This window comes from Haloechinothrix sp. LS1_15 (assembly GCF_033042135.1).
Taxonomy (GTDB): Bacteria; Actinomycetota; Actinomycetes; order Mycobacteriales; family Pseudonocardiaceae; genus Haloechinothrix.
The window spans coordinates 129,932-154,151 of record NZ_WBXM01000009.1 but is presented as its reverse complement, the minus strand read 5'-3'; the positions used below and the strand labels follow the sequence as shown (position 1 = coordinate 154,151).

The window sequence follows — 24,220 nt, the reverse complement described above, 5'->3', positions numbered from 1 at the left end:
TCTTGGCTCGGCTCTCGTCACTCGAGTTCGAACAGCGCGAGTTCCGCTGGATTGGATGGAGGAGCCGGCTGATATCGAGGTTGGAGTACAGGACCTCGGCGCGGTTAGGGTGGTTGTTGTGGATGTGCGACGCCTGGCCGAAGTTGGCGGCAGGCGGCTGCCGTTTCTGCGGTGGTCGTTCCTGCGTTCCGTGCTGGGCTTGCGCTGGATGCCGTGGAGCTGGCAGGTCGGCGACGGGCGGGAGATGGCACTCGCCGAGTATGTCGAGGCCAACGCCCGGCGCGGCGACATCGATGACGTGCTGTGGACGATCGATGACTTCGCCTACCGGCGCAGTTTCCTGATCAACATCGGCGACGAGAAGGGCGAGATCCTCGACGCCGCCGTTCAACGCGCGAAACCGCGGTTGCTGCTGGAAGTCGGGGCATACTGCGGGTACTCCGCACTACGGATGGCAAGGACGATGCCGGAGGAAGCGGTCCTGGTGTCGGTCGAGCTCAGCGCCGCCAACGCCGCCATCGCGCGTCGAGTGTGGCAACATGCAGGGGTGGGGCACCGGGTCCACGCATTAGTCGGCTCTCTCGGTGACGGGGGACAGACCCTGGCGCGGTTGGAGTCCGAGTACGGCTTCACGGCGGGGGCGCTGGATTTCGTGTTCCTCGACCACGGGGTGGACGACTACGTACCCGACCTGGAGCGCATGATCAACAAGGCCTGGCTGCGCCCGGGATCCGTCGTGGTCGCCGACAACATCCGGCTTCCCGGGGCGCCAGAGTACCGCCGGTACCTGCGAGAGCGGGAGGGAAGCGCGTGGCGCACGGTCGAACACGCTACCCACCTGGAGTACCAGACCCTTCTCAAGGACGTGATGACGGAGTCGGTGTACCTGGGCGACTCGTGCTCCGAGGCGTGAAGTCGGTGACTGTGTGTAGGGAGTGAGGCTTCGCTGGCATCCCGCCGAGCTAGGTGAAGCGCGTGCACAAGGCGCCCAGTGACGAGCGCCTGACCGCGGGTCAACTCGGATGGAGCTGCGGTAGGTCGCGCCGTGAGTGGATGAACAGGGAAGCGATGAGCCCGGCGATCGCGGCGAGGAACGGAAGAGCGAACACCGCCGTGAGTCCGAGACTCTGCAGTATCCCGCTTGTCGACGACCCCAACGAGTTGCCGATCAGCGTGATCGTGATGACCCAGGCGAACGCCTCGGTCGCGGTGCCTTCCGGGGCGACCTCGCCGATGATCACGAAGCCGCAGGCGAGCACGGGGGATAGGAATACCCCGGCGATGCCCATCAGCACGACCATCAGCGCAGAGTCGGGCAGCAGCACCAGCGGCAGGTAGCACGCAGCCAGGCACGCGTACAGTACCGGTAGCTGCCGGGTCGATCTCGTCGACCAGGTGCGCGACCCGTATACCAGGCCGCCGATCAGCGCGCCGGTCGCGTGGGCCCCCAGTAACAGCCCGGACATTGTGCCCGACGACCACTGCGATTCGGCGAACATCACGCTGGCGAGACTGAAAACTCCGAGCGCGAAGCCCACACCGCCGAGGCTCAGCAACGTCATGCGCAATGCGGCCGAGCGCAACGGCCCGGCTAGTGACCGATTCACTCCGCTGGTGCCTCGCCAGGCACGGACCGGCTCCGCCCCCGCGAACAGCAGCGTGCCGACGAACGTCACCCCGGCCACGAGGTACAGGACGATCGGCGGCGACGTCGCCGCGGCTGTGGCGACCACCAGCAAGGGACCAGCCACGTACACGATCTGCTGCAACGAGGCGTCTAGGGAGTAGGCGGCGGATACCAGTCGCCGTTCTCCGAGAATCCGCTCCCACAGGCTCCGCAAGCATGGTTCCAGCGGAGGGGTCAATGCGCCGGCAAGAACGACCGCTACACACGCGACGAACAAGGAATGCCAGCCGGCAGCGAGTATCACGAAGCCGAGTGGAGACGCCACGCCGGAAGCTAGGAGAACGGCAGCTTGGCCCTTCCTGTCCACCAGTCGCCCCAACAGGGGACCACCGACTGCGGTGGCCACCACGAACAAGCCGACCAGCAGTCCGACCTGTTCGTAAGGATACTGCGCGTGCCGCAGGAACAAGGCGATCGACAGCGGGGCCATCCCGTTCTGGAGGCGCCCCAACAGGTTCGTCGCGATCAGATACTTGGTGTACGGCTTCCGGAAGCAATCCCGGTAGGGATGCGCCATGCCCCATACCCCCTCTCCCCGGTGCGGCCATCCGCAGCGGGGTGCGAGCCGGCTGTGACCACTGTTCGCTGCCGCGACGGAGGGAAGCGCGGCGCCCGCCGCGCCGCGACGGTTCAGTGAATGAGCTTCGTCAGCGCCGCATCATGCAACACGCTGTTCGACGACAGCGCGTTCCCACCAGCAATAGTGTCTACTCCAGACAGACTTGTGAAGCAGCCGCCTGCCTCCTCCACGAGAATCTTCAGCGGGGCGACGTCCCACGAACTGACGATCGGATCCGCGGCGAGATCGATGGAGCCCTCCGCCACCAGGCAGTGCGACCAGAAATCGCCGTACGCGCGGTCCTCCCAGCACGCATCGACGAGCGAGAGGTAGGCCTCCCGGCTGTGGAACCGCGACCACGTGCCCAGGTGTGCGGTAGACACGATCGCATCGTCCAGCTTAGCCACATGTGATACGGCCAGCCGACGTTCCGTACCGTCCATGCCCCGCACGTGGGCACCGTGACCCTTCCCTGCCCACCAGCGACGACCGAGCGAAGGTGCGCTCGCTACACCGGCCACCGGTTGCCCGTCGATGAGCAGCGCGATGAGCGTCGCCCAGACGGGTATTCCGCGCAAGAATGCCTTTGTTCCGTCGATCGGGTCAATAATCCATGTGCGTCCGGAAGCAACAGTCCCCCCGCTTTCTTCGCCGACTACCGAATCAGCCGGTCGTTTGCTGATCAAGAGTGCTCGGATCTGGTTCTCGACCGCGATATCCGCGTCGCTGACAGGCGTCCGGTCCGGTTTGCTGTCCACTTGGAGGTTATAGGCACCTACGCGAGCCGTGGTAATCGCATCAGCTGCGTCGGCGAGTTCCAGTGCCAATGCCACGTCGTCGTAATCGAGCGAGTAGTCAAGCCCCACGGAACGGGACCGTAGCACTGCTCCTTGTGGCAGCCAACGAACTGACGAGTGATCTGCGACACAGCTAGCGTTCGTTGAATGTGGACACACATACTCCCATGCCTCGTCACCGTTGGTGATCGTTCAGGAGGGAACGCGTCGCGCGATCGGACTATAGTCACCGCGGGTCGTTGGTCCTTAGACTGTGGTCGCATTGCGAGAGCTGGGAACAGCTCGTCGCGCCAGAGATCTGGGGAATGATTGGTTGCACGTGACTGGGGATTGGCTTTGTTCACGTCGGCGGTTTCGACGTGAACAGACGTAGTGCGGTTCGGCCACTCGCCAAGCTAGTTTTCGATCATCGCTAACCGTGTTGCGATCAAGGGGAGACATGTGAGTTCACCGAACGACGTGACAAGTCAACGTACCGTTCACTCGAAGATCACGAAGAAATTCAGGGACGACAGCGGGCAGATTGTTTTCCGTAGCGGGCAGGGCGGAAAGGTCTATGCGTGTGACGGATCCACATACATCGACTTCGTGATGGGCTACGGGCCGGTCGTCCTCGGGCATGACATGCGGTCGTTCACCGAGGCCGTGTCCCGCTCGCTGACCAATGGCGTCATGCTGCCCGGTTACACCTCGTTCCACGAGGACTATCTGGAACGGCTGCTGGCTGGTACACCCGGGCGGCGCGGGGCGTTCTTCAAGACGGCCTCCGAGGCCGTGACCGCCGCACTGCGGCTGGCGGCCATCGAGACCGGGCGGCGCGGTGTCATCAGGTGCGGGTTCATCGGCTGGCATGATGCCCAGATTGCCAATTCGCTGAAGTGGCATGACCCGCTTGCTTCCCCGCTGCGATACAAGCACAAGTACACCTCGTATATGCGTGGGGTCGGCGCGGACGAGCCCGTAGTCAATTGGCATGACCTGCGCCCGGAAACCCTGGAAGGGCTCATCGCGGAGCATCGCTCGACAGTAGGCTGCCTGGTGATCGACGCCTATCAGGCGGCACTGTGCGGACCGGAGGTGATGCGCCGGGCCGTCGAAGTGGCCCGCAACGCCGGGTTGTTGACCGTGTTCGACGAGACGAAGACCGGAGGACGGATATCACGGCTGGGATATGCCGCTGACCACGGTATCGATGTCGACCTGATCGTCATCGGCAAGGCGCTGGCCAACGGTGCCCCGCTGAGCATACTCGTCGGCTCGCGCGAGCATCTCGCCACCGCTGAGCGCTCACGACTGAGCGGCACCTTTTCCAAGGAGATGATTGCCATCTACGCTGCGCTCGCGACCTTGGACGAGCTCGAAACGCCGCGCGCCGAGTATCCCGATGGTTGGGCGGAGCTGGGCGCGATCGGCACCCGGGTCGCCGCGTGCATCGCCGGGGCCGCGGCGGAGGCAGGCTGCTCGTCACTGGTCTCCGCCGAGCCGGTGATGGGTGGCGGGATGTTCGAACTGACCTACGCTGAATGGCTGCTCGCTGACCGGGAGCGTCGGGATGCGCTGCTGGATGCGTTCACCGGAGCCGGTGTGCTGCTGCTGGAGGGACACCCCTCGTTCGTGTGTCTGGCCCACCGGGAGCTGGACTGGAACGAGCTGACCCAACGATCGATCGATGCATTCTCCGAGTGGCTGACAAGAACGGGGCTGGCAGCATGACTCACTCGACACGACTGGCACTGATCGGCTGCGGCAAGCAGATGCGGAAGAACCTCCTGCCGTTCCTGCGCCGCGCTGAGTCCGAGGCGCGCGCGGTCGTCTGTGTCGACCCGGACACCGAACAGGCTCGCCGCGTGCAGGCTGTGACAGGCGCGCCGCACCGGTACACCTCGGTGGCGGATCTGGATCTCGGTTCGATCGACGCCGCCATCGTCGCGGTTCCGCCGGAGCCGTCCGCGGATATCGCCGAGAAACTCGTCCATAAGGGAATCCACTGCTTCGTCGAGAAACCAGCCGGACCGTCGACGGAGCGGTTACGCCAGGTGGCCGTCGCGGCCGAAGAGGTGTCCGCCGACGTCCGTGTGCAGGTAGGGTTCAACTTCCGCTACGCGGATGCCATTCGCAGGTTACACGAGGTCAGCGCTGCTGCACGTGCTCAACCGTGCTCGGTGGAGATCGAGTTCTTCAGCAGGCACCCCTCGGCGCCGCAGTGGAAAGTGCCGACCGCAATCGAATCGTGGATCCGGCAGAACGGGGTTCACGCCTTCGACCTCGCGCAGTGGTTCGTGGCCAGTCCGATCGAGCGGGTGGTGGCGCATGAGTTGCCGGGTGCTGACCCGGATCGGTTCATGGCGATCGTAGGCTTGTACCACGCGAACGGCTCGCATACGACACTGCGCGTCGGCAACCAGACCAAGCGATTCGTGGTTAACGCGACCGTTCATGCTGCGGACGGCAGCGTCTACACCGCGCAGTCGCTCGAACGCGTGGAGCTGGTCCGCGACGGCGGTATCCCCTCCGGAGCTCGATTGTTCGCGCATAAGCCACTGGATCACGGGTGGGGGCGGAGCGGCTTCGGCCCCGAGCTCCAGGAGTTCCTTCAAGCCTGCGCAGGCACCAGCTGGAAACCGACTCCCGGGCTTCGGGACGCGCTGTCCGCCTCAATGCTGTGCGACCTCGCTCTCGAGGACCTGACGCCGCCGAGCACCGCCGATTCCGGAACCATGTAGGAGCAGGAATGAACCGACGTGCGAGTGGGACCGAGCCGTTCATGGACCTGTCGAGGGAATCCAAGGTCACTGGAGTGCGGTACGTCGTCGGCGCCGTCATCACCGATGGCGCCGGGCGGGCGTACATGCAGCGACGGAGCCCGCGAGCACGCCACTTCCCGGGATGTTGGGATATCGTCGGCGGCCACGTCGAGGAGAACGAGACGCTCGAACAGGCCCTCGCGCGCGAGATCCGCGAAGAAACCGGCTGGGAACTGGCCCGGATTCACGGAATCGTAGGGACCTTCGACTGGCCGGGTGACGACGGTGTCACCCGCCGGGAGATCGACGTACTCGCTGAGGTCACCGGTGACCTCAGCGAACCCACGCTGGAGACCGAGAAGTTCACCGACCACGTCTGGGCGGACGAGGAAGAATTGCGGCGGATGCAACGCGCGGTCCCCGCTCCCGATGCGGCGATGATTCGGCTGTGCCTCCAAGCCGATTGCGCAAGGATCGTGCGCTGACCATGGACAGAATGGACAGAGCGGTCGGCGGGACGCCCACTCCTGCCTATTCCGCTGCTTCGGCCACCTCGCGGGCCCACCGGTAGTCGGCCTTGCCGGACGGCGACCGCTGGATCTGCTCGACGAAGACCCACGTCTTCGGCAGTTTGTAGCGGGCGAGGTGCTCGGCGGCGTGGGTCGCCAAGCTTTCCGCCGTGGCCTCCGCCTCCGTGGCGAGCTGGACGACGGCGACGACCTCTTGGCCCCAGCGTTCGCTCGACCGCCCGCACACCGTCACGTCCCGGACGTCGGGATGTGTGGCGATGGCGCCTTCCACTTCCTCGGCGAAGACCTTCTCACCACCGGTGTTGATGGTGACCGAGTCCCTGCCGATCAGCTCGACGGTGCCGTCGGCCAGTAGCCTCGCCCGGTCGCCCGGGACCGCGTAGCGCTGCCCGTCGATCACCGGGAACGTGCGGGCTGTCTTGTCCGGGTCGCCGAGGTAGCCCAGCGGTACCCAGCCGGACTGGGCCAGCCAGCCCATGCCGTCGTGGCCTGGCTCCAGCACCCGGGACAGATCCTCGGAGACCACGGTGGCCCCGGGACCCGCACTGAACGTGCCGGTCGCGACGTTGCCCTTGGCTGAGAGGTGCGAGCCTTGGGCGCCGGTCTCCGAAGCACCAACCGAGTCGTTGATGAACACGTTTGGCAAGGACTCGAGCAGTCGCTCCTTGAGGGCGGGAATGAGCGGTGCGCCGCCGTTACCGATGACCGCGAGCGAGGAGAGGTCGTAGTCGCCGGTCTCGATCTCGTCAAGCAGCGGGCGCACCATGGCGTTGCCCACAACGGTGATCGTGGACGCGCGTTCCCGATCCACGGCACGGAGCACGTCCGCGGGGTCCATGTGCCGGTTCTCGTCAGGGATCACGATTCTGGCGCCGGTGGTCATCATGATGAACGTCGACCACTGCGCGGCGCCGTGCATGAACGGCGGCACCATCACCATGGTGGTGCCTGGGTTCTCGGTGGCGCGAGCCACCACATCGTCGTAGGAGGTCGCCGGCTCCCACACACCGGGGATCCGCCCGCCCATGGTGGACATGAAGATGTCGTGCTGCCGCCAGAGAACGCCCTTGGGCATCCCGGTCGTGCCGCCGGTGTAGAGCACGTAGAGGTCGTCGGGGGAGTGGTCCCGGCGAGGGAGCTCCGCGGGCATCGAGGCGAGCGCGTCTTCGTAGTCGACGGCGCCGGGCAGCAGCGGATGGCCCGATCCGTCGTCGACCTGCAGCAGTACCGTCAGATCCGGCAACGCGTCACGGATGGCTGCCAGCCGCGGCGCGAACGCGGCGTGGTAGATCACCGCCCGGGCGTTGGCGTTGCCGAGTAGGTAGGTGAGCTCCTCCTCGACGTAGCGGTAGTTGACGTTGACCGGGCCGAGGCGCGCTTTGAACGCCCCGAGCATGCCTTCGAGGTACTCGTTGCCGTTGTGCAGGTAGAGCGCGACGTTGTCCTGGCCGGACTCGTGCCCCGCGAGCTCGGCGCGTTCGGCCCGCACACCGAGCCCCTGCGCATGCAGGTAGGAGGCCAGTCGGCGGCTGCGCTCGGTGACATCACCGTAGGTGAGGCGGCGGTCGCGCCAGACCAGCACCTCGTGGTCGGCCAGCTGGCGGCTGATCGCCTCGTGGACGAGCGCGATGTTGAACTCTGTCGCGGGGGCGTCAGTCACTGGAGCTCCTTACCTTCTCGCGTACGCGGTCTCGCCCGAGGCGAGGGATGTGGTGTCGAGGCGTGAAGCCGTCACAGGACGAACGTAGCCAAACTATGGACACATGTCCAGTCTCCTGTTTATAACGCGGTATGGAGGAGGTAAGGAGCTGGGGCGAACCGCGCGTTTCGTCGTCCTGGCGGGTTGTGGCGGCGAGTTGCCCGTAGCTGGCCGCGACGGCTCCGTCTACCGGGAGTGCGTGGCGAGCCGCCCGTTGGGCAAGCGCGAGGTGGCCGGTGTCCGCGGTCGCGGTGTGGCCTCGGTTACGGCGGTGCATCCGGTTGTAGGGGCCGCCAGCCAGCAGCCGCGGCCTGGGCGCTCACCCGGCTGGTAGCAATTCAGGTAGATCCGGTCTGGACACTGGATGTCCAGGCCGTGTCCGTCGAGACTGTCGGTTGCGCCGTCAGACGATCCTGATCCACCCCGGACAGCGACGTCGATACCGTCGGCTGGCTCCTCACGATCCGAGGTGGCGGGGCGACGATGGCGGTCGGTGACGGGCGCCGTGATCGGGCGGCACGTCGATCCCGTGCCGCACGCTGGAGAACGCGTCGACGCCCCGGGCGACCTGGCGGGCGCCGCTCCACAGGGCGCGGAGCAGACGCCGGATGGGCCGCTGGGCGCCAACGTGTTGCGAGGACGAGGAGTCGTTGGCCTTCAGGAGCTGTTGTGCGATGAAGTCGTCGAAGTGCATGCCTTGAGAGTGACACGAGAATCGGTCCCGCGGGAGTGGCAGTATCGACGTAAAGTGCTAGGATTTTGCCATCATGGCCACACCGCGTCCGACGATCACGATCCCGCTCATCGACGGCATGACCCTGTTCGAGATTGGCATGCCGCTGGAGGCGTTGGGCTACGACTGGGGCCCCGAACACGGCCCGCTCTACGACGTGACGCTGTGCGGCGACCTGCGCGGAGTGCGCACACACACCGGCGCCCGTCTGGCCCCGGAGCGGCCGCTGAGCGCCGTGGCCGAGGGCGAGACGGTGCTCGTGCCGGCGGTGCCACCAGGGCGGTCGGTCGGCTCACGGCTGGTCCGCGAGCTGCGGCGCGCCGCCGGTCGGGGTGCCCGCATGGTGGCACTGTGCACCGGAACGTTCGCGCTCGCCGAGGCCGGGCTGCTCGACGGCCGTCGGGCCACCACCCACTGGCGGCACGCCACACTGCTGCAGCGGATGTACCCCAACGTCGAGCTCGACGCGCGCGCCATCTACGTGGCGGACGGCGACATCTTCACCAGTGCTGGCTCGGCGGCAGGTCTCGACCTATGCCTGCATCTGATCCGGCGCGACCACGGGGAGCGCGCCGCGAACGCGACGGCCCGCTACCTCGTCATCGCTGCCCACCGCGACGGTGATCAGGCGCAGTACGTACACGCGGAGCCGATGGAGAACCGCGCCGCCTGGTTGGACAACCTCCGCGCCTGGCTGCGAGAGAACCTCCGCCGCCCGCTGACGCTGACCGAACTGGCACGAGCGGCGAACCTCTCGCCCCGCACCCTCGCCCGACGGTTCGAGCAGGACGTCGGTACCACGCCCATGCGCTGGGTCGCTGCGGAACGGATCGCCGCGGCCAAGGAGCTGCTCGAGACCACCGACCTCACGGTGGACCGGATCTCGTTCGAGGTGGGCTACGGGTCACCGGTGACGTTCCGAACCGCCTTCACCCAGGAGGTCGGCATCTCACCGAGGCGCTATCGCTCGCGGTTCGCGGCAGTGCTCGACACCGCCACCCCGACATAACCCGCGGGGCGGCAACGTACCTACCTGAGTGCGCGGAACCCGCCACCTCCTGTGGCAGGTCTCAGCCGGTGATCTCCCGGCCGAGTATTTGGCGGGCGATGATCCATTTCTGGATCTCGTTGGTGCCTTCGTAGATCTCGCCGATCTTGCTGTCGCGGTAGAGGGCCTCGACCGGGCTGGCGCTGCCGTCGGCGCCGAGTTCGCGGGCGAAACCCAGTCCACCGAATGCCTGTACGGCGTCGCGGGCGATGTCCACCGAGAGGCGGGTGCCGTAGGCCTTGGCCATCGCGGCTTCGGGTTCGGGGAACGGGTTGCCCGCATCGAGCCGGAGGGCGGCCTTGGTGTAGAGGGTGCGGGCGTTGTCGATCTCGGTGGCGCGGTCGGCGAGCAGGAACTGCCAGTGCTGGTTGGCGGCGACCGGCCTGCCGAACGCGTGCCTGCGGGAGAGGTGGTCGACAATGTGGTCGAAGGCGGCTTGCGCCATGCCGACCCCGGCGGCGGCGATGCCGATGCGCCCGTAGGTGAGAGTGGACAGCGCGTGGCGCAGACCTTCCCCTTCGATGCCGCCGAGCAGGTCGGCGTCGGTGAGGCGTACGTCGGTGAAGGACACGTCCGCGGTGAGCTGTCCCCGGTTGCCGATCTTGCGGTCCGGCGTGCCGATCCGCACGCCTGCGAGGCTGGTGTCGACGATGAACATGCTCAGCCGCTCCCCGGTGCGCGCCAGCGTGACGATGAACCCGGCGACGGGGGAGTTGGAGATCCAGCGCTTGTGGCCGTTGAGCAGCCAGCCATCGCCCGTGCGGGTGGCCACAGTCTGCACCGCTCGGGGCGAGAGGTCGGTGGACGCCTCGGGCTCGGTGGTGGCGAACGCGCCGACCACCTCGCCGGAGGCGACCGGGGCCAGCCAGCGCTGCTGCTGCTCGGCGGTGCCGTTGCGCAGCACGTTACCGGCCAGGATGCAGTGCACATCGAACACCGCGGACACGCTGCTGGAATGGTAGGCGAGTTCCTCGATGGCCGCGGCCGTCGCGCTGGCCGGGTGGGTCAGGCCCTCGCCGCCTACCGCCGTGTCGAACGGGATACGGAAGACACCCTCGGTTGCCAGCGCGTCGAAGACGTCCCGGGGGAAGCCGTCGGTGCGTTCGTCGCCGCCCGCGATGCGAGCGGCCTCGGGCGCGACCACGGTGTCGGCGATGGCGCGTACCCGGGTTCGTATCCGCTGTGTCTCGTCGGGAGCGAGCAGGTCGTGGTACAGGCGCTCGGATTGACGCGGCACATTCATGTGCTGAAGATACCATTAGTGCTACCAACTATTTGAAGGATCTAGGTCACACGGCCCGGTGCGGTCTCCCGGTCGGCATCGAGCGCTGCGGGCAGGGTCGGACCTTCGGCAAGCACGCGCAACGACCGGTGCAGCGCCGCGCGCTCATCGGCCGCAAGGTCGTGCAGCAGGCGGGTGTCCAGGTCTTCAAGAGCACCGTTGACCCTGGCGAGCATCCGGCGCCCTGCCGAGGTGAGCTCGACGACGTGCCGGCGCCGGTCCTGGGGATCCCGCACCCGAGTGGCGAGCGTGCGATGCTCCAGGTCGTCCAGCGAGCTGACCATGGTAGCCGGATCGATGCGCAGGTAGCCACCGAGCGCCAGCTGGGTCATGGAGCCTTGATCGGCAAGGGCCTGCAGGATGCTGTAGTGCCGTACCCGTAGGCCGAGTCGGCTGAGATCAGCCTCGACGAGGCGGAATACCACCTGGCCCAGCTTGATCAGTAGGCAGCCGGTGTGCTCGGCGATGCTGCCCGGTACCAGCGATGTCTGGTTCATCGTTCGCCCCACTTATCGTTCGCGCGTCGTATCAACCGCATCCTACGGGCAGGTGATGACGAGCTGGGGCGTGTCGTTGAGCAGGCGGCGTTGGCGCCGGGGACCGTGTCAGGCGTAGGTCTCGAGGTAGGCGGTGACCAGGCGTCGCGCTTCGTTCATCGTGGTCTCGTCGCCGGCGGGTGAGCGCCGGAACGCGACGTCGAAGAGCCGGCTGCCTGCCTCGAAGGCGAGCTGCACGGCGAACTGCGGGGTGTCCGCGCGGAGCAGCTCACGCTCGACGAGCAGCCGCCACAGCCGTTGTGCGGTCGACTCGTCGAAGGCCTGCACCAGCTCGGTGAGCGTCTCGTGGCGACCCGCGAACCACAGCTCGGCGCAGCTCGGGTACTGCCGGAAGTAGGCGAGCATGGGGTCGATCGTCGCGTCGACGGCATCGCGCAGCGTACGCACCGTGGGGCTGTCCAGCGCGGCGGTGACCCGCTCGTCGAGTGCACGCAGGTGGCGTTGCAGGAGCTCGGCTTCAACCTTGTGCCGGTGTGCGAAGTAGTGGTAGACGGAAGCGGTCGGGATGCCTGCCCGCTCACCAACCGCCTTGAGGGTGGCGGCCTCGTAGCCCTGCTCGCCGAGCAGCTCCTCGGCGGCGTCGAGGATGGCCTGGACGCGCTCGACCCTGCGGCGCTGCACAACGGCCGGGCGAGTGCGCTCCTGGGCCGTCGGCTGGTTATCGAACATGATTCAAGATCGTATCAGTCATGCTGGGTTCGGGAGCATGTGATCGCGGCCGGCTGCTTACGGCTCCGTGACCGCGGCGAGTCCGGCATCCAGCAGCGGGTGGATCGCCTCGCCGATCCGGTCGAAACCCGGGCCGACGGTCTGTCCGTCCAGATAACGGTAATGGATGCCTTCGAGGATCGCGGCGAGTTTGAAGGCCGCGAGACCGAGGTAGAAGCCCAGGTCGCTGAGGTCGCGGTCACTGCGGGCGTCGTATCGCGCGATGATCTCGGACTCAGTCAGGAAGCCGGCGGCGTTGCTGGCGTCGGCGACGACCTCGCTGCCGACGAGGTGAGCGAGCCTGGCGTAGAGCAGCATCAATGCCAGGTCGGTCACCGGGTCACCCAGGGTGGCCATCTCCCAGTCGAGGACGGCGCGAAGCCGGTCGTCGTTATCGACCAGTACGTTGTCCAGGCGAAAATCGCCGTGGACGATGCCAGGGCGAGCTGCTGCGTCGACCTCGGGTGCTCGCGCCGCGAGCGCGGCGTGCAGCTCATCGGCGGCAGGCAGATCGCGGCAGTACGACGCGTCCAGCTGCTTGCGCCATCGCGTGACCTGCCGGGTGAGGAATCCCCTTGCACGGCCGACGTCGTCGAGCCCGACGGCGGCCGGTTCGACTTCGTGGAGGTCGGCGAGTGTATCCACCAGCGCGGTGGAGATGGCCCGTACCCGCTGGGCGCCGAGCGGCTCCAGCTCTGCAGCCGTCCGGTACTGAGTACCCTCGACGGACTCCATGACGTAGAACTCGCTACCGAGTACCGCCGTGTCGTGGCAGAAACCGATCATCCGCGGCACGGGCACCGCGGTGTCGGCCAGCGCCGACATCACCCGGTACTCGCGTCCCATGTCGTGTGCGGTGGCGAGCACGTGACCCAGTGGTGGTCTGCGCAGGATCCAGCTCGTCACACCGTCGGTGAGGCGGTAGGTCAGATTCGATCTGCCGCCGGTGATCAGGGTGGCCGACAGTTCGCCGAGGCCGCGCCTGCGGCGCGGCCTCGGCGAACCAGGGGCGCAGCCGAGCCGGATCGAGTCCCGGTGTCTCGTTCGTGTCGCGTGCGCCCATCACGTGCCGCCTGCCAGCGTGAGCCCGCCGTCGATGACCAGCGTCTGTCCGGTCATCCAGGCCGCATCCTCGGAGAGGAGGAATGTCACCGCACCGCCGAAGTCACTGGGTATCCCCAATCGTTTGAGCGGGTATGCTGCGGCGACCTCCTCCTCCCGGCCGTCGTAGAGCGCCGTCGCGAACGTGGTCTTCACGACGGCAGGAGCAACCGCGTTCACCCGGATGCCGGGACCGAGCTCGACGGCAAGCTCCTCGGTCAGGTGGATCAGCATCGCCTTGCTGGCGCCGTACATCCCGATGCCGGGAGCTGGTCGGATGCCGCCGACCGAGGCGACGTTGACCACCGACCCACCGTGTTCGACCATCCAGGCCTTGTTCACCTTCTGGATCCACGACAGCGCGCAGAAGCAGTTGACCTCGACGATCTTGCGTGCGGCGTCGAGGTCGAGCTCCGCCAGCGGCCCGTAGACCGGGTTGATGCCGGTGTTGTTGACCAGGAGGTCGGCACTGCCGAAGGTCTCGACAGCCTTCTCGATCACCTCGTCCTGATGGTCGGTGTCCTCGGCGCGGCCGGCGACGCCGAGCGCGCGGCCGGCCCCGCCGAGCTCAGCGACTGCCGTGGCCAGCGCGTCGGCCTTGCGACCGGTAATTGCCACCTTCGCGCCGCCTGCGACCAACCGTTCGGCGATCGCGAGCCCGATGCCGCGGCTGGCACCGGTGACGATCGCGGTCCGTCCGGCGAACCTGTCGGTGGACGTCTGCTCAGTACGAGTCATGGTCGAGCGTTCCAGGGATGCTACGGGGGAGGGGCGCCGGTGTACCGGCGCGGAGAGCCACGACGTCGTACCTGTTGACCATCAGCCCCTCCGTTTCGCCTGATGTCACCCGTGGCACCTGGCGTGCCGGACTGATGGCGGCGAGCGCGCCTGGCGGCGTAGGGTGCGGAACTGGTGGCCGAAGGAGGGCGGGACGACGGGAACCGACGATCATCAGCGGCGCTTGCCGGAGCTCGTGGGGCTGGGTAGTGCGCCGGAACGGGGTTGGCTGGCGAGCGAAGCGGCCGCGGAGGTGCTGGCGGAGCAGGATCGTGCGTTCGCGGATGGGGAGTACGACCGCAGGCTGGTGGCTACCCGAAACGCGATGGTTGATGCGGAACTGGACGCGATGGTGGTCATCCGGCCGTCGAGCGTGGAGTACCTGTGCGGCTACCACAGCGAAGAAACCGCGCCGCAGCCGCTGCTGGTGACCGCATCGGAAACGTCGATCTACGTGCCCGACCTCGAGGTGGGGCGGGCATTGGCCAGCGCGCGAGCGGACACTGTGCTCTACTGTGGATACACCGATGCGCTGCGCGGGCTGGAGCTGTTCACCGCGCATATGGCGACTGCCCTGCCGGCGGGGGCGCGCGTCGGGCTGGAGACCAGACATGCGTCGACCCCACCGGATGTTCTTGAGCTGTTGCGGCGTGGTGGGCTCGAGGTCGTCGCCACCGACCACCTGGTCGAGCGCATCCGGTTGCGGATGTCCGAAGCGGAGGTGCGTTGCGTCGAGCTCGCGGCAACACAGACCCGGCACGGCGTGGACGCGGCGGTGGCCGCCGCGGCGGCCACGGATGCCACCGACTCGTCGGTGGCGGCGGCGATCGCCAGCGCGCTGTTCGCCACCGCCAACTCAGCTTCCGCGTGGGGACCGGTGGTCGCGACCGGCCGGCGGGCAGGTATCCCGCACTCGAGCTGGGTCGCGCGGCCACTGAGCAGGGCAGCGACGTTCCTCGAGTTCGCCGGTGCGCACCACCGCTACCACGCCCCGGTGATGCGCACCCTCACGCTGGAGCAGCCGGACTCCGACGTGCGGATGCTGGCCGAGCTGGCCAGCACCGCCGTGGACGCGGTTCTTGCTGCGGCCCGCCCTGGCGTGACCTGCGCCGAGGTGGCGACGGCGGCGGCTCGTGCGGTCGGGCCGCTACCGCAGGGTGTGATCTTTCATCACCTGTTCGGTTATCCCGTGGGGTTGGCGCACAAGCCACACTGGATGGACGGGGCGCCGTTCTACATCGCCGCGGACAACCAGGCTCCCCTTGAGGCCGGGATGGTGTTCCACATCCCGGCGTCGTTCCGGCTGTTCGGCCGCACCGGGGTCGGGCTCAGCCACACGTTCGTGGTGGAGCCCTCCGGTGCCAGAACGCTCACCCACGGTAGGGCGCGGCTCATCGAGGTGTGAACCGCGACGACGACCGGGTCCTGGTCCGGACGTTCACCTCGGAGGCTGACCCGGTGGTGTCGCCGGGTGGGATGGGGTCGTCGGTGAAGGTGACTCGTACCGAGATCGGTGTCGTTCGCAGTGCGCGGAAGGCGGCCGCGCTGAGCGAGCGGAGTTCTCGGCGATGAGCCAGGCGCCGCCGGCGTCCGTCCCATCGTTTCGGATCTCCGTCAGCGCCGGTACGCGGATGCCGAGGCGGTCCAGCCCCCGGACGATCGGGTTGGCGAGGTAGCGACCAGCCAGACGTTCCACACGGAACTTCCGCCGTAGCCGGTCCTCGGCCGATGCCGGTTACTTGAAGCCGCGCTGGCTCCGGAAGGCGTCGAGACCGTTGCGTTTGACCATCGTCCACAGCGTTCGCCAGGCTGGGCGCCCTGGCGCTGGATCGGCGCCTGCCCCGAGCCGGTGCAGCTGGTCGGTGTGCCATTGCAGGTCGAGCGCGCCGTCCAGTGCCTTCACCGTGCTGTTGCCGGCCAGCCGGGATGGTAGTCCGAGCGAGATGCGTGGGGAGGCGAGTCTGCCGTCGTCGCTGGCGAGAACGGCGGACGCGGCGCCGGGGTTGACCGCGGCCGGGCGGCCTAACCCGACGACGTCGCAGTCGCCGGAGGCGACGGCCTGCAGCATTCCCGCGTGTGACCGGAAACCTCCGGTCACCGCCAGCGGCACGGCGCCTGCCACCTGCCGCGCGGTGCGGGCGTAGCCGAGGAAGTACGCCTCGCGCGCGCGGGTGCTCGCTGACCGGGTAGCGGGTCTGCCCATCATGGCGGGCGATTCGTAGCTCCCGCCGCTGATCTCGATAAGGTCGACGTGTTCGGCGGCGAGACGCTGAATGACCTCGGTTGATTCGGCTTCGGTGAACCCTCCGCGCTGGAAGTCGGCTGAGTTGAGCTTGATACCGACCGCGAAGCTCGGCGTGACGGCTGCCCGGATGCGCCGGACGGTCTCGAGCGCGAACCGCATCCGGCGCTGGGGATCGCCGCCCCACGCGTCGTCACGCTGGTTCGACAGTGGCGACAGGAACTGGGACACCAGGTACCCGTGCGCGCCGTGGATCTGGATGCCGTCGAACCCGGCGGCTTCCGCGAGGGACGCTGCGGTAGCGAACCGCCGGAGGATGTCGTCGATGTCCTCCTCGCTGAGCGCGCGCGGCGTGGGAACGCCCGGCAGACCTGGTGCGATGGCAGACGGTGCGACGGGCCGCGTGCCGGTGGCGAGCGGGTTGGCTTGCCGCCCTGGATGGTTGAGCTGGACCCAGATCGGGGATCCGCCGTCCTGGGCGCTCTTCGCCCAGCGGGTCAGTCCGTCGAGGTCGCGGTCGTCGTCGAGCACGACGTTGCCGGGTTCACCCAGGTGTTGGCGATCGATCATCACGTTGCCGGTGATGATGAGCCCGTACCCGCTCGCGCCCCACCTGGCGTAGAGGCGTTCGAGCCTCTCGTCCGGCCCGTGGTCGTGCGTGGCCAGACCTTCGCTGAGGGCGGCCTTCATCAGCCGGTTGGGCAGTATCAATCCGCAGGCAAGCGGTAAGGGTTCATGGAGTCCCGTCATCGGCCGCACCTCATACGCCGTCATCGCCATGTGTTACTCCGAGTCATAGTTGAGTATGGCGATCGGCATGGAAAGTAATCGTGATACACAACACAAAACTTACGTTCTGCGAGTTCGTTGCGGATATGGCTTATGCTGATTGGTATGGACGGTGGACACTCGGGTCGTGAGCGTATGGTGAACGGAGCGATCCAGGTGTTCCGGGAGCGTGGTGTCGCGGGGACATCGCTCACAGATATCGTGGAGCGCACCGGGGCCCCGCGCGGTTCGGTGTATCACTACTTTCCCGACGGCAAGGCCCAGCTCGCCGAACACGCCACCGATCACGCAGGGCGGATCATGTCCGCGATGATCAGCTCGGTGCTCAGCGCGGCTGAACCGGCGGAGGCGCTTGACGAGATCGTGTCCTTCTTCCGGGAGTCCTTGATCGACAGTGGCTACGATGCTGGTTGCCCTGTGGCCGCCGGCGCGCTCGCGGCACACGAGTCGGAGGGCGCGCGCGAAGCCGCAGGCGAGGCATTCAGCTCATGGGAATCCACCATCGCCACGGCGTTGTGGCAGCGCGGCTTGTCCAAGAGCAGGGCCGAGGTGGTGGCGACCATGGTGATTTCCGCGATCGAGGGCGCCCTCATCGTTGCCAAGGCCCAACGCAGCCCCCGTCCCCTCGACCGCGTCGCCGACGAACTGAGGAGGTACGCCGCCGAGCTGCCCGGGTGAACGAGCAGAGGCTCGGCAGCAGCCCCTGCGGCGCGAGTGACGTGCGCTGCGGTGCGACGTTCGGGCCGTGTCACCCGATCGGGCGTGGTAGGTTGTGCTGGCTCGGCGCCATCGCGGCGGTAGCGGGGTCGCGGTTGCCAGCGCAACGGGCCGGCCGATCGTGCCACCCGGGTCACAGGGGAGGGGATCGATGTCGGACACCGGGGTCGTCGTGCGCGGCCGGGGGTCGCTGTCGGCGCGCTATGAAATGGCTACCGCCTATGTCGCGGTGGGTGTCACGGTGCTGTCGTGGGCGTCGGCGTTCGTGGCGATCCGGCACCTTGCCGGACATGTCGAGTCCGGCCCGCTGGTGCTCGGCCGGGTCGCGGTTTGTGCCGTGATTCTCGGTGTGGTGCTGGCGGTGCACCGGGTACGCACCCCGAGGCAACGCCGTCCCGCCCTGCTCCCGCGGGGCAGGCAGTGGGCGCCTATGGCCGTGATCGGCGTGGGGTGGTTCTTCCTTTACCACCTGGCGCTGAATCAAGGTGTCCATTATCTCGACGCTGGCACGGCGGCGATGCTGGTCAACACCGGTCCGATCTTGATCGTGGTGTTCGCGGGGCTCTTCCTCGGTGAAGGGTTCGACAGGTACCTCGTTGGTGGTGTGGCGGTCGCGTTCGCCGGGGTGCTGCTCATCACTGCCTCGTCGGGTGGTGGCATCGACTTCGACTGGGTGGGTGTCGTGTTGTGCTTGTGTGCGGCGCTGGTTTACGCGTTGAGCGCTGTCGCGCAGAAGCCGTTGTTGCGGAGCGTGTCGGCGTTGCAGGTGACCACGTGGGCGGCCGTCATCGGCGCTGTCGCGAGCCTGCCGTTCCTGCCGGCGCTGATCGAGCAAGCCCGCCCGCTGCCTGCCACGTCACTCTGGCTCGTCGGCTACCTGGGCGCGATCCCCACGGCGCTGGGGTTCTTGACGTGGGCGTACGCGCTGAAGCGGATCGACGCGGGCCGTATGGGCGCGTTCTCGTACCTCGTCCCACCTGCCGCGATCGCCATCAGCTGGCTCGCACTGTCCGAAGTGCCCGCGGTTCTCGCCATGGTAGGCGGCGCGCTGTGCCTTGCCGGCGTCGCAGTGACCAGGCGACGTCACGCCCGGGCGTGACGGGCCTGTCGTCCCAATGCGCCAGTGCGCGGGCTGCCGTCGGAGCAGTGGACGCCGAGGGAACTGCGGCACAGCTTCGTATCGCTGCTGTCGGGCTCGGGCGTGCCGCTAAAGGATATCGCTCGCCTGGTGGGCCACAGCGGCACCAGGGTGACCGAGACCGTCTACCGCAAGGAGATCAAGCCGGTCGTGGTCGAAGGCGCAACCGCTATGGACCGACTGTTTCCCCTCGGCGCGCGAGACACGTAGTCATGCAGTTAGTCATGCAGAAAGTCAGCGGGCCGCTCCCCTTCAGGGATGACGGCCCGCTGACCTGCGTTTTCGCTGGTGGAGCTGACGGGACTCGAACCCGTGACCCCTTGACTGCCAGTCAAGTGCGCTACCAGCTGCGCCACAGCCCCTTGGCTCGGCACCTGTGCGTGCCTGCCGACATCACAGTACACGATGCCGCTAAGCCGCTAAGAAGGGGTCCCGCTGGCACCGTCCGGGCGGTACGTCAGGCGCCCTGGTCCTGCTCGATGAGCTCTGCCAGCCAGTCCTCGTTCCAGTGGCGCTCGTCGCTGATGTCGACGACCTCGCCGTCGTGCACCACGGTCGGGGTGCTGAACCCGCTGTGCCCGTCGTCGAACTCCTGGTGCACGGATTCGTCCTCGCGGATCTCGGAGAACTCGTCGAGCAGGTCCTGCTCGTAGGTGCCTTCGTTGACGCAGGCGGCGAAGCTGTCACCGAGACCGAGGTCGCGGCCGAGGTTGACGAGGTCGGTGACCTCGTAGGCGTTGTTGAAGTCGGGCTGCGCGGCGAACAGGCTGTCGTGGTATGCGGTGAAGGCACCTTCGTCGGCTGCGCACAGCGCGGCGTTAGCCGAGTGCAGTGAGTAGCCCTCGGGGTTCGACCTGTCGGAGAGCATCGGTACCAGGTGGGTGCGCACCCGGAGCTGACCGTCCGCCACGTAGCTGTCGATCTCCTCGGCGAAGGCTTCCTCGAAGCCCTTGCATGCCGGGCACAGGAAGTCGGCGTAGACGTCGATGGTGGTGGGTGCGTTGTCGTCGCCGCGCACGACTACGGTGCCGTCCCGCTCGGCGGGTACGCCGGTGTCGACCGCCAGCGCGGGGATCTCTCCTTCGCCGCGGTCGCCCTCGGCGGCCGCGCCGTTCTCGCCGCCGTTCGCGAGGACGAAGATCGCGGCGATCGTGATCGCTGCGCCGATCACGATCGCCGTCACGACACCGAACGTGATCTTCTTGGTGCGGTCGTCATCGGTGGCGGCAGCGTGACCGGCCTGCGCCTGGGCGGCTTGCTGCGCCTGCTTCCGCTTCCGTGCGTTGCGCTCCGCGCCACTCACCTGGTGTGTCCCTTCACCTGTCCGCGTGATTGGTGTGCTGCCGGACCTGGCCCCCTGCATTCCAGGCTAGCCCTCGCGGTTAAGCAACGGGTGAAGTGGGAGCGCCTGGATAGGGTGCCGCCGGATGACGTTGGTCACTCTGCGTGCTGTCCGGAGTGTTCGGCTCCTCGTGGAGTCCTTCCTGCACCGCCTTCCGGATCTGTTCCCGGTTCTCCCGGACGACGTGGGCGAAGAAGGCATCGATCCTGGGGTCGGTGAGCACGTCGAGTGTCACCCGGAACGTGGTGTCGACCACCGATTCCACGATCTCGTCGTGGAACGGCAGTCGCTTCAGCCTGCCCGCCTGCGGGTCGTTGCGCACCTTCTCCAGGATGATGGTTCGTAGCTCGCGGCTGTTCTCGTCCAGCGAGCGCGCCAGGTTCTGCGGGTAGTTCCCGGTCTCCAGCACCTTGACGACCTCGTCGAGCACCGCGACGGTGATGGGCTTCTTGATGGCCAGCACGATCGGGCGGGACATGCGCTCGACCAGCCGGTAGACGAACCGCTCGCCGAAGGCCCTGTCCGCGGCGCGGACGAGCCTGACGATGACCACGATGAGCCGGAGTAGCCGGAAGCTGCGCAGTGCAGGGTGGGCGACCGGGATCATGCCCAGGATCTCGTACCAGTTGCGCAGCGGGAACCGGCGGTCCCACCCGTTGGCGCGCCACCGGTACAGGAACTCAACGAAGAACACGCCGCAGATGGACGTGTCGGTGATGATGACCCACCGAGCCTCGATATCGATGGCGTCGAAGAACATGGCATAGGCCAGCAGGCCGACCGAGAACGCTGCCAGCAGCAGCATGGCGATGTCGAGCATGCTGACCTGGGACTTGCGGAGGACACCGTGTGGGGTCGATGTCGCCGGGTGCTGCGCCGGATACTGCACTGTCACGCTCCATGCATCGGGACGCGCTCGCTGTACGCTGCGACCGGAGGTTACCCGGTCGCTCCCCCGCGGTTTACGGTCAGCTCACTCGCCTACGGCAGGATGTGCTGACACGGCCGGGTGAGACACGGTGACACGGCGGAAGGAGTCGCTGGTATGGAGGGCAGGAACGATCGGGCATCCGGGCAGCTGTCCCGTCGCGGCGCTGTTGCCGGGTTCGGGGTCGTTGCCGTTGGCGGGGCGGCCGGGCTCACGCTGGCGGGCTGCCAGGTCGACGAGGCCGGTGGCGGCGGTGCGGAGCCGGGTACCGAGCTCGCCGGTGTGGACGACGTCCCCGTCGGGGGAGGGGTGATCGTCGAGGAAGCCAACGTCGTGGTGACCCAGCCTGCCGAGGGGGAGTTCCGGGGCTTCACTGCGACCTGCACGCACCAGGGATGCACGGTCAGCGAGGTCGCCGACGGCACGATCAACTGCGCGTGCCATGGTAGCCGGTTCGCCATCGAGGACGCCTCGGTCGTGTCCGGGCCGGCCGAGGAGCCGTTGAGCGAGGTGGAGCTGCGCGTCGACGTCGACGGCATCGCCGTGGCGTGACCGGCAGGCAGCACCCGGTATCAGCGTGCCGGGGCGAGATCCGGACGTTTGGGCGAGCGGCCGTCACCCGAGGAGCGCCCCCGTACGCGACGGCCGATCCACGGTCCGACGAAGCTGGCCAGCCACCACAGCTCGGTCCTGGTGGAGTGCATGGTTCCCGACGGCGGGGGCGGCGGCAGCGGTTCGCTCCAGGATTCGCTGCTGCCGGGTAGGTCGAGCGCGTACGCCATACCTGCGGCGATCCGCTCGTGTCCGAGGGGGTTGGCGTGCAGCCGGTCCGGGCTCCAGATGCGCGGGTCCGTGGTCACCGAGTGGTGGAAGGTTTCCAGGATGGCGACACCGTGGCGGGTGGCCGCCTCGTGAATCCGGGCGTTGAGCGAAACCACCCGATGGGTGAGCGGCCTGGCGATCGGCACGATCTTCGCGACGTTCGGGAAGGTGAGGGTCGCCACCCGCGTGCCTGCCTCGGTCAGCGCGGCGAACATCTGCTCCAGCTCGCTCGCGACGGCGTCGGCGTCGAATCCGGGGCGGAGGAGATCGTTCATCCCGGCGACCACGGTGGCCAGGTCCGGTTGGAGCGCGAGCGCGGCGTCGAGCTGCTCCGCCCGCACCTCATGGGCGAGTTTGCCCCGCACGGCCAGGTTCGCGTAGCGCAGGTCCGGGTTGAGCTCGGCCAGCTGCTCGGCCAGCCGGTCGGCCCAGCCCCGCAGGCCGGTCTCGTCGTCGCCGTCCCACAAGCCCTCGGTTTGGCTGTCTCCCAGTGCTACGTAACGGCGGTACGTGCTCATGCTCATGACGTACTTTATAGCTGATCACCTCTCGCCTTCTTTTCCGGCTTCCAACCGTGCCACCGCCGCCTGGTGTTCCGCCAGCACGAGCGTTGTTGCGCCTACGACGTCCAGCGCGTGCCAGACTCCGGTCCTATGACCGAACTACGTCCCGCGCTGCAGCGCGCCGCCGACCTCGCGTTCGGCTACCTCGAGGGTAGCCGGGACCGGCCGGTGGCCCGGCGGGTAGCCGCTCCCGAGCTCCGCGAAGGCCTCGGCGGGCCGCTACCGGAGAACCCGAGCGATCCCACAGAGGTCGTCGAGGCGCTCGCCCGCGCAGCCGAGCCGGGTCTGGTGGTGACCAACGCGGGCCGGTACTTCGGTTTCGTGGAGGGCGGTGTGGTGCCTGCCTCGATGGCCGCGGATTGGCTGACCTCGGCCTGGGATCAGAACCCGGCGTTCTCCGCGCTGTCGCCCGCTGCGGCGGTGGCCGAGGAGGTCTGCCGTGGGTGGCTGTGCGAGCTGCTCGGGTTGCCCGCCGGGTGTTCGGCCGGGTTCACCAGCGGCGCGCAGCTGGCCAATCTCGCTGGTCTGGCCGCGGGTAGGCACCACGTGCTGCGCGAGGCGGGGTGGGATGTCGATGCGGACGGCCTGTTCGGCGCCCCGGAGGTCACGGTCGTGGTCAGCGCCGGTCGCCACGCCACTATCGATCGCGCGCTGCGGTTCCTCGGGTTGGGCGAGCGGCGGGTGACGGTGGTGCCCGCCGACGATCAGGGGCGGATGCGGCCCGATGCGCTGGGCGAGGCGCTGGTCGGAGGACCGACGATCGTGTGCGCGCAGGCGGGCAACGTGAATACCGGGGCGGTGGATCCGCTGCGCGAGATCGCCGAGCACGTCCGCGAGTGTGGGGCGTGGTTGCATGTGGACGGTGCGTTCGGGCTGTGGGCGGCTGCCGCGCCGAGCTTGAAACACCTCACCGAGGGTGCGGAGCTGGCGGATTCCTGGGCGGTGGACGGGCACAAGTGGCTCAACGTGCCCTACGACTGCGGCATCGTGCTCTGCGCCCACCCGGAGAGCCACCGCTCGGCGATGGCGCTGACCGCGCCGTACCTGACACGCACCTCCTTTCGAGACGGCAGCGACTGGTCCCCGGAGAGCTCCCGCCGGGCGCGGGTGTTCCCGTTGTGGGCCGCGCTGCGTAGCCTCGGGCGTACCGGCGTGGCCGCGCTCGTGGAGCGATGCTGCGCCCACGCCCGCCGCATCGCAGACACGCTGGCAGCCGATCCGCGTGTCGAGGTGCTCAACGACGTGGTGCTCAACCAGGTGCTGGTGCGTATCGGCGACGACGAGCGTACCCGGGCAGCTGCCGAGCAGGTACAGGCAGCTGGCAGCACCTGGTTCGGCACTACGGCCTGGCAGGGTCGCGCGGCGATTCGCATCAGCGTTTCCGACCACGCCACCACAACCGCGCACGCCGACGGGGCGGCGGAGGCGCTGCTGCGTGCCGCGCGAGATTGAGGGTG

Annotated in this window: 24 protein-coding genes and 1 tRNA gene; 11 read left to right on the top strand and 14 right to left on the bottom strand. The window is 67.7% G+C overall.

The genetic code is table 11. The features are described from left to right. Window positions 1–118: 118 nt before the first annotated feature. Entirely contained in the window at window positions 119–913 is a 795-nt protein-coding gene (locus tag F8178_RS15150) for an O-methyltransferase (protein ID WP_317495445.1), read from the top strand. 100 nt (window positions 914–1,013) lie between these two features. Here F8178_RS15150 and F8178_RS15145 read toward each other — a convergent pair whose 3' ends face one another. Continuing rightward, window positions 1,014–2,204 (bottom strand): MFS transporter, encoded by a 1,191-nt coding sequence (locus tag F8178_RS15145; protein WP_317495444.1) that lies wholly within the window; start codon window positions 2,202–2,204, stop codon window positions 1,014–1,016. A 113-nt stretch (window positions 2,205–2,317) separates the two neighbouring features. After that, window positions 2,318–3,112 (bottom strand): histidinol-phosphatase, encoded by a 795-nt coding sequence (gene hisN, locus F8178_RS15140; protein ID WP_317495443.1) that lies wholly within the window; start codon window positions 3,110–3,112, stop codon window positions 2,318–2,320. Window positions 3,113–3,484: 372 nt separating this feature from the next. Between hisN and F8178_RS15135 the strand changes: the two genes are divergently transcribed. From F8178_RS15135 to F8178_RS15125, 3 genes are read left to right on the top strand one after another with little or no spacing between them, the layout of a single operon-like run. Then, complete coding sequence (locus F8178_RS15135) at window positions 3,485–4,756, top strand: aminotransferase class III-fold pyridoxal phosphate-dependent enzyme (protein WP_317495442.1); 1,272 nt, start codon at window positions 3,485–3,487, stop codon at window positions 4,754–4,756. Next, on the top strand, window positions 4,753–5,766 hold the full coding sequence (locus F8178_RS15130) for a Gfo/Idh/MocA family oxidoreductase (RefSeq protein ID WP_317495441.1): 1,014 nt from the start codon (window positions 4,753–4,755) through the stop codon (window positions 5,764–5,766). The genes F8178_RS15135 and F8178_RS15130 overlap by 4 nt, the downstream gene beginning before the upstream one ends. Window positions 5,767–5,774: 8 nt before the next feature. Beyond that, the gene (locus tag F8178_RS15125; protein ID WP_317495440.1) at window positions 5,775–6,272 is read left to right on the top strand and encodes an NUDIX domain-containing protein; all 498 of its coding nucleotides are present in this window, start codon (window positions 5,775–5,777) and stop codon (window positions 6,270–6,272) included. Between the two features lie 46 nt (window positions 6,273–6,318). Here F8178_RS15125 and F8178_RS15120 read toward each other — a convergent pair whose 3' ends face one another. Together F8178_RS15120 and F8178_RS15115 are read right to left on the bottom strand one after the other, a co-directional pair. After that, the gene (locus F8178_RS15120) at window positions 6,319–7,977 is read right to left on the bottom strand and encodes an acyl-CoA synthetase (protein WP_317495439.1); all 1,659 of its coding nucleotides are present in this window, start codon (window positions 7,975–7,977) and stop codon (window positions 6,319–6,321) included. 496 nt (window positions 7,978–8,473) lie between these two features. Then, window positions 8,474–8,710, bottom strand: coding sequence for a hypothetical protein (locus F8178_RS15115; RefSeq protein WP_317495438.1), 237 nt, complete (start codon window positions 8,708–8,710; stop codon window positions 8,474–8,476). Between the two features lie 73 nt (window positions 8,711–8,783). On the opposite strand from F8178_RS15115, the gene F8178_RS15110 reads away from it, so the two are divergent. Beyond that, a complete protein-coding gene (locus F8178_RS15110; protein WP_317495437.1) occupies window positions 8,784–9,758 on the top strand; it encodes a helix-turn-helix domain-containing protein in 975 nt (324 codons plus the stop codon). A 61-nt stretch (window positions 9,759–9,819) separates the two neighbouring features. Here the strand turns inward: F8178_RS15110 and F8178_RS15105 are convergent, their stop codons facing one another. The 5 genes from F8178_RS15105 to F8178_RS15085 all read right to left on the bottom strand — a co-directional run bounded on the left by F8178_RS15105 (window position 9,820) and on the right by F8178_RS15085 (window position 14,183). After that, complete coding sequence (locus F8178_RS15105) at window positions 9,820–11,040, bottom strand: acyl-CoA dehydrogenase family protein (RefSeq protein WP_317495436.1); 1,221 nt, start codon at window positions 11,038–11,040, stop codon at window positions 9,820–9,822. 41 nt (window positions 11,041–11,081) lie between these two features. Beyond that, a complete protein-coding gene (locus F8178_RS15100; protein WP_317495435.1) occupies window positions 11,082–11,576 on the bottom strand; it encodes a MarR family winged helix-turn-helix transcriptional regulator in 495 nt (164 codons plus the stop codon). 108 nt (window positions 11,577–11,684) lie between these two features. Further along, window positions 11,685–12,305 carry a TetR/AcrR family transcriptional regulator gene (locus F8178_RS15095; RefSeq protein WP_317495434.1) on the bottom strand — a complete coding sequence of 207 codons (621 nt, stop codon included), beginning with the start codon at window positions 12,303–12,305 and terminating at the stop codon, window positions 11,685–11,687. A gap of 57 nt (window positions 12,306–12,362) precedes the next feature. Then, window positions 12,363–13,250: a phosphotransferase family protein gene (locus tag F8178_RS15090; protein ID WP_317495433.1), complete on the bottom strand. Its 888-nt coding sequence runs from the start codon at window positions 13,248–13,250 to the stop codon at window positions 12,363–12,365. Window positions 13,251–13,406: 156 nt separating this feature from the next. Next, window positions 13,407–14,183, bottom strand: coding sequence for an SDR family oxidoreductase (locus F8178_RS15085; RefSeq protein WP_317495432.1), 777 nt, complete (start codon window positions 14,181–14,183; stop codon window positions 13,407–13,409). 223 nt (window positions 14,184–14,406) lie between these two features. On the opposite strand from F8178_RS15085, the gene F8178_RS15080 reads away from it, so the two are divergent. Continuing rightward, a complete protein-coding gene (locus F8178_RS15080; RefSeq protein ID WP_317495431.1) occupies window positions 14,407–15,627 on the top strand; it encodes a M24 family metallopeptidase in 1,221 nt (406 codons plus the stop codon). A gap of 330 nt (window positions 15,628–15,957) precedes the next feature. Here the strand turns inward: F8178_RS15080 and F8178_RS15075 are convergent, their stop codons facing one another. Continuing rightward, a complete protein-coding gene (locus tag F8178_RS15075; protein ID WP_317495430.1) occupies window positions 15,958–17,214 on the bottom strand; it encodes an NADH:flavin oxidoreductase/NADH oxidase family protein in 1,257 nt (418 codons plus the stop codon). A 144-nt stretch (window positions 17,215–17,358) separates the two neighbouring features. On the opposite strand from F8178_RS15075, the gene F8178_RS15070 reads away from it, so the two are divergent. The 3 genes from F8178_RS15070 to F8178_RS15060 all read left to right on the top strand — a co-directional run bounded on the left by F8178_RS15070 (window position 17,359) and on the right by F8178_RS15060 (window position 19,318). Then, complete coding sequence (locus F8178_RS15070; RefSeq protein ID WP_317495429.1) at window positions 17,359–17,931, top strand: TetR/AcrR family transcriptional regulator; 573 nt, start codon at window positions 17,359–17,361, stop codon at window positions 17,929–17,931. Between the two features lie 190 nt (window positions 17,932–18,121). Beyond that, a complete protein-coding gene (locus F8178_RS15065; RefSeq protein WP_317495428.1) occupies window positions 18,122–19,069 on the top strand; it encodes a DMT family transporter in 948 nt (315 codons plus the stop codon). A gap of 24 nt (window positions 19,070–19,093) precedes the next feature. After that, on the top strand, window positions 19,094–19,318 hold the full coding sequence (locus tag F8178_RS15060; RefSeq protein ID WP_317495427.1) for a tyrosine-type recombinase/integrase: 225 nt from the start codon (window positions 19,094–19,096) through the stop codon (window positions 19,316–19,318). 76 nt (window positions 19,319–19,394) lie between these two features. Here the strand turns inward: F8178_RS15060 and F8178_RS15055 are convergent. From F8178_RS15055 to F8178_RS15045, 3 genes are all read right to left on the bottom strand, one after another. After that, a tRNA-Ala gene (locus F8178_RS15055) sits at window positions 19,395–19,470 on the bottom strand. A 95-nt stretch (window positions 19,471–19,565) separates the two neighbouring features. Continuing rightward, the gene (locus F8178_RS15050; RefSeq protein WP_317495426.1) at window positions 19,566–20,411 is read right to left on the bottom strand and encodes a thioredoxin domain-containing protein; all 846 of its coding nucleotides are present in this window, start codon (window positions 20,409–20,411) and stop codon (window positions 19,566–19,568) included. Between the two features lie 79 nt (window positions 20,412–20,490). Beyond that, window positions 20,491–21,270, bottom strand: coding sequence for an ion transporter (locus F8178_RS15045; RefSeq protein WP_396345601.1), 780 nt, complete (start codon window positions 21,268–21,270; stop codon window positions 20,491–20,493). A gap of 225 nt (window positions 21,271–21,495) precedes the next feature. Here F8178_RS15045 and F8178_RS15040 point away from each other — a divergent pair, with 225 nt between their 5' ends. After that, window positions 21,496–21,930, top strand: coding sequence for a Rieske (2Fe-2S) protein (locus F8178_RS15040; protein WP_317495425.1), 435 nt, complete (start codon window positions 21,496–21,498; stop codon window positions 21,928–21,930). 20 nt (window positions 21,931–21,950) lie between these two features. On the opposite strand, the gene F8178_RS15035 is transcribed toward F8178_RS15040, so the two are convergent. Next, entirely contained in the window at window positions 21,951–22,724 is a 774-nt protein-coding gene (locus F8178_RS15035; protein ID WP_317495424.1) for an SGNH/GDSL hydrolase family protein, read from the bottom strand. A gap of 129 nt (window positions 22,725–22,853) precedes the next feature. On the opposite strand from F8178_RS15035, the gene F8178_RS15030 reads away from it, so the two are divergent. Beyond that, window positions 22,854–24,215 carry an aminotransferase class V-fold PLP-dependent enzyme gene (locus tag F8178_RS15030; protein WP_317495423.1) on the top strand — a complete coding sequence of 454 codons (1,362 nt, stop codon included), beginning with the start codon at window positions 22,854–22,856 and terminating at the stop codon, window positions 24,213–24,215. Window positions 24,216–24,220: the final 5 nt, after the last annotated feature.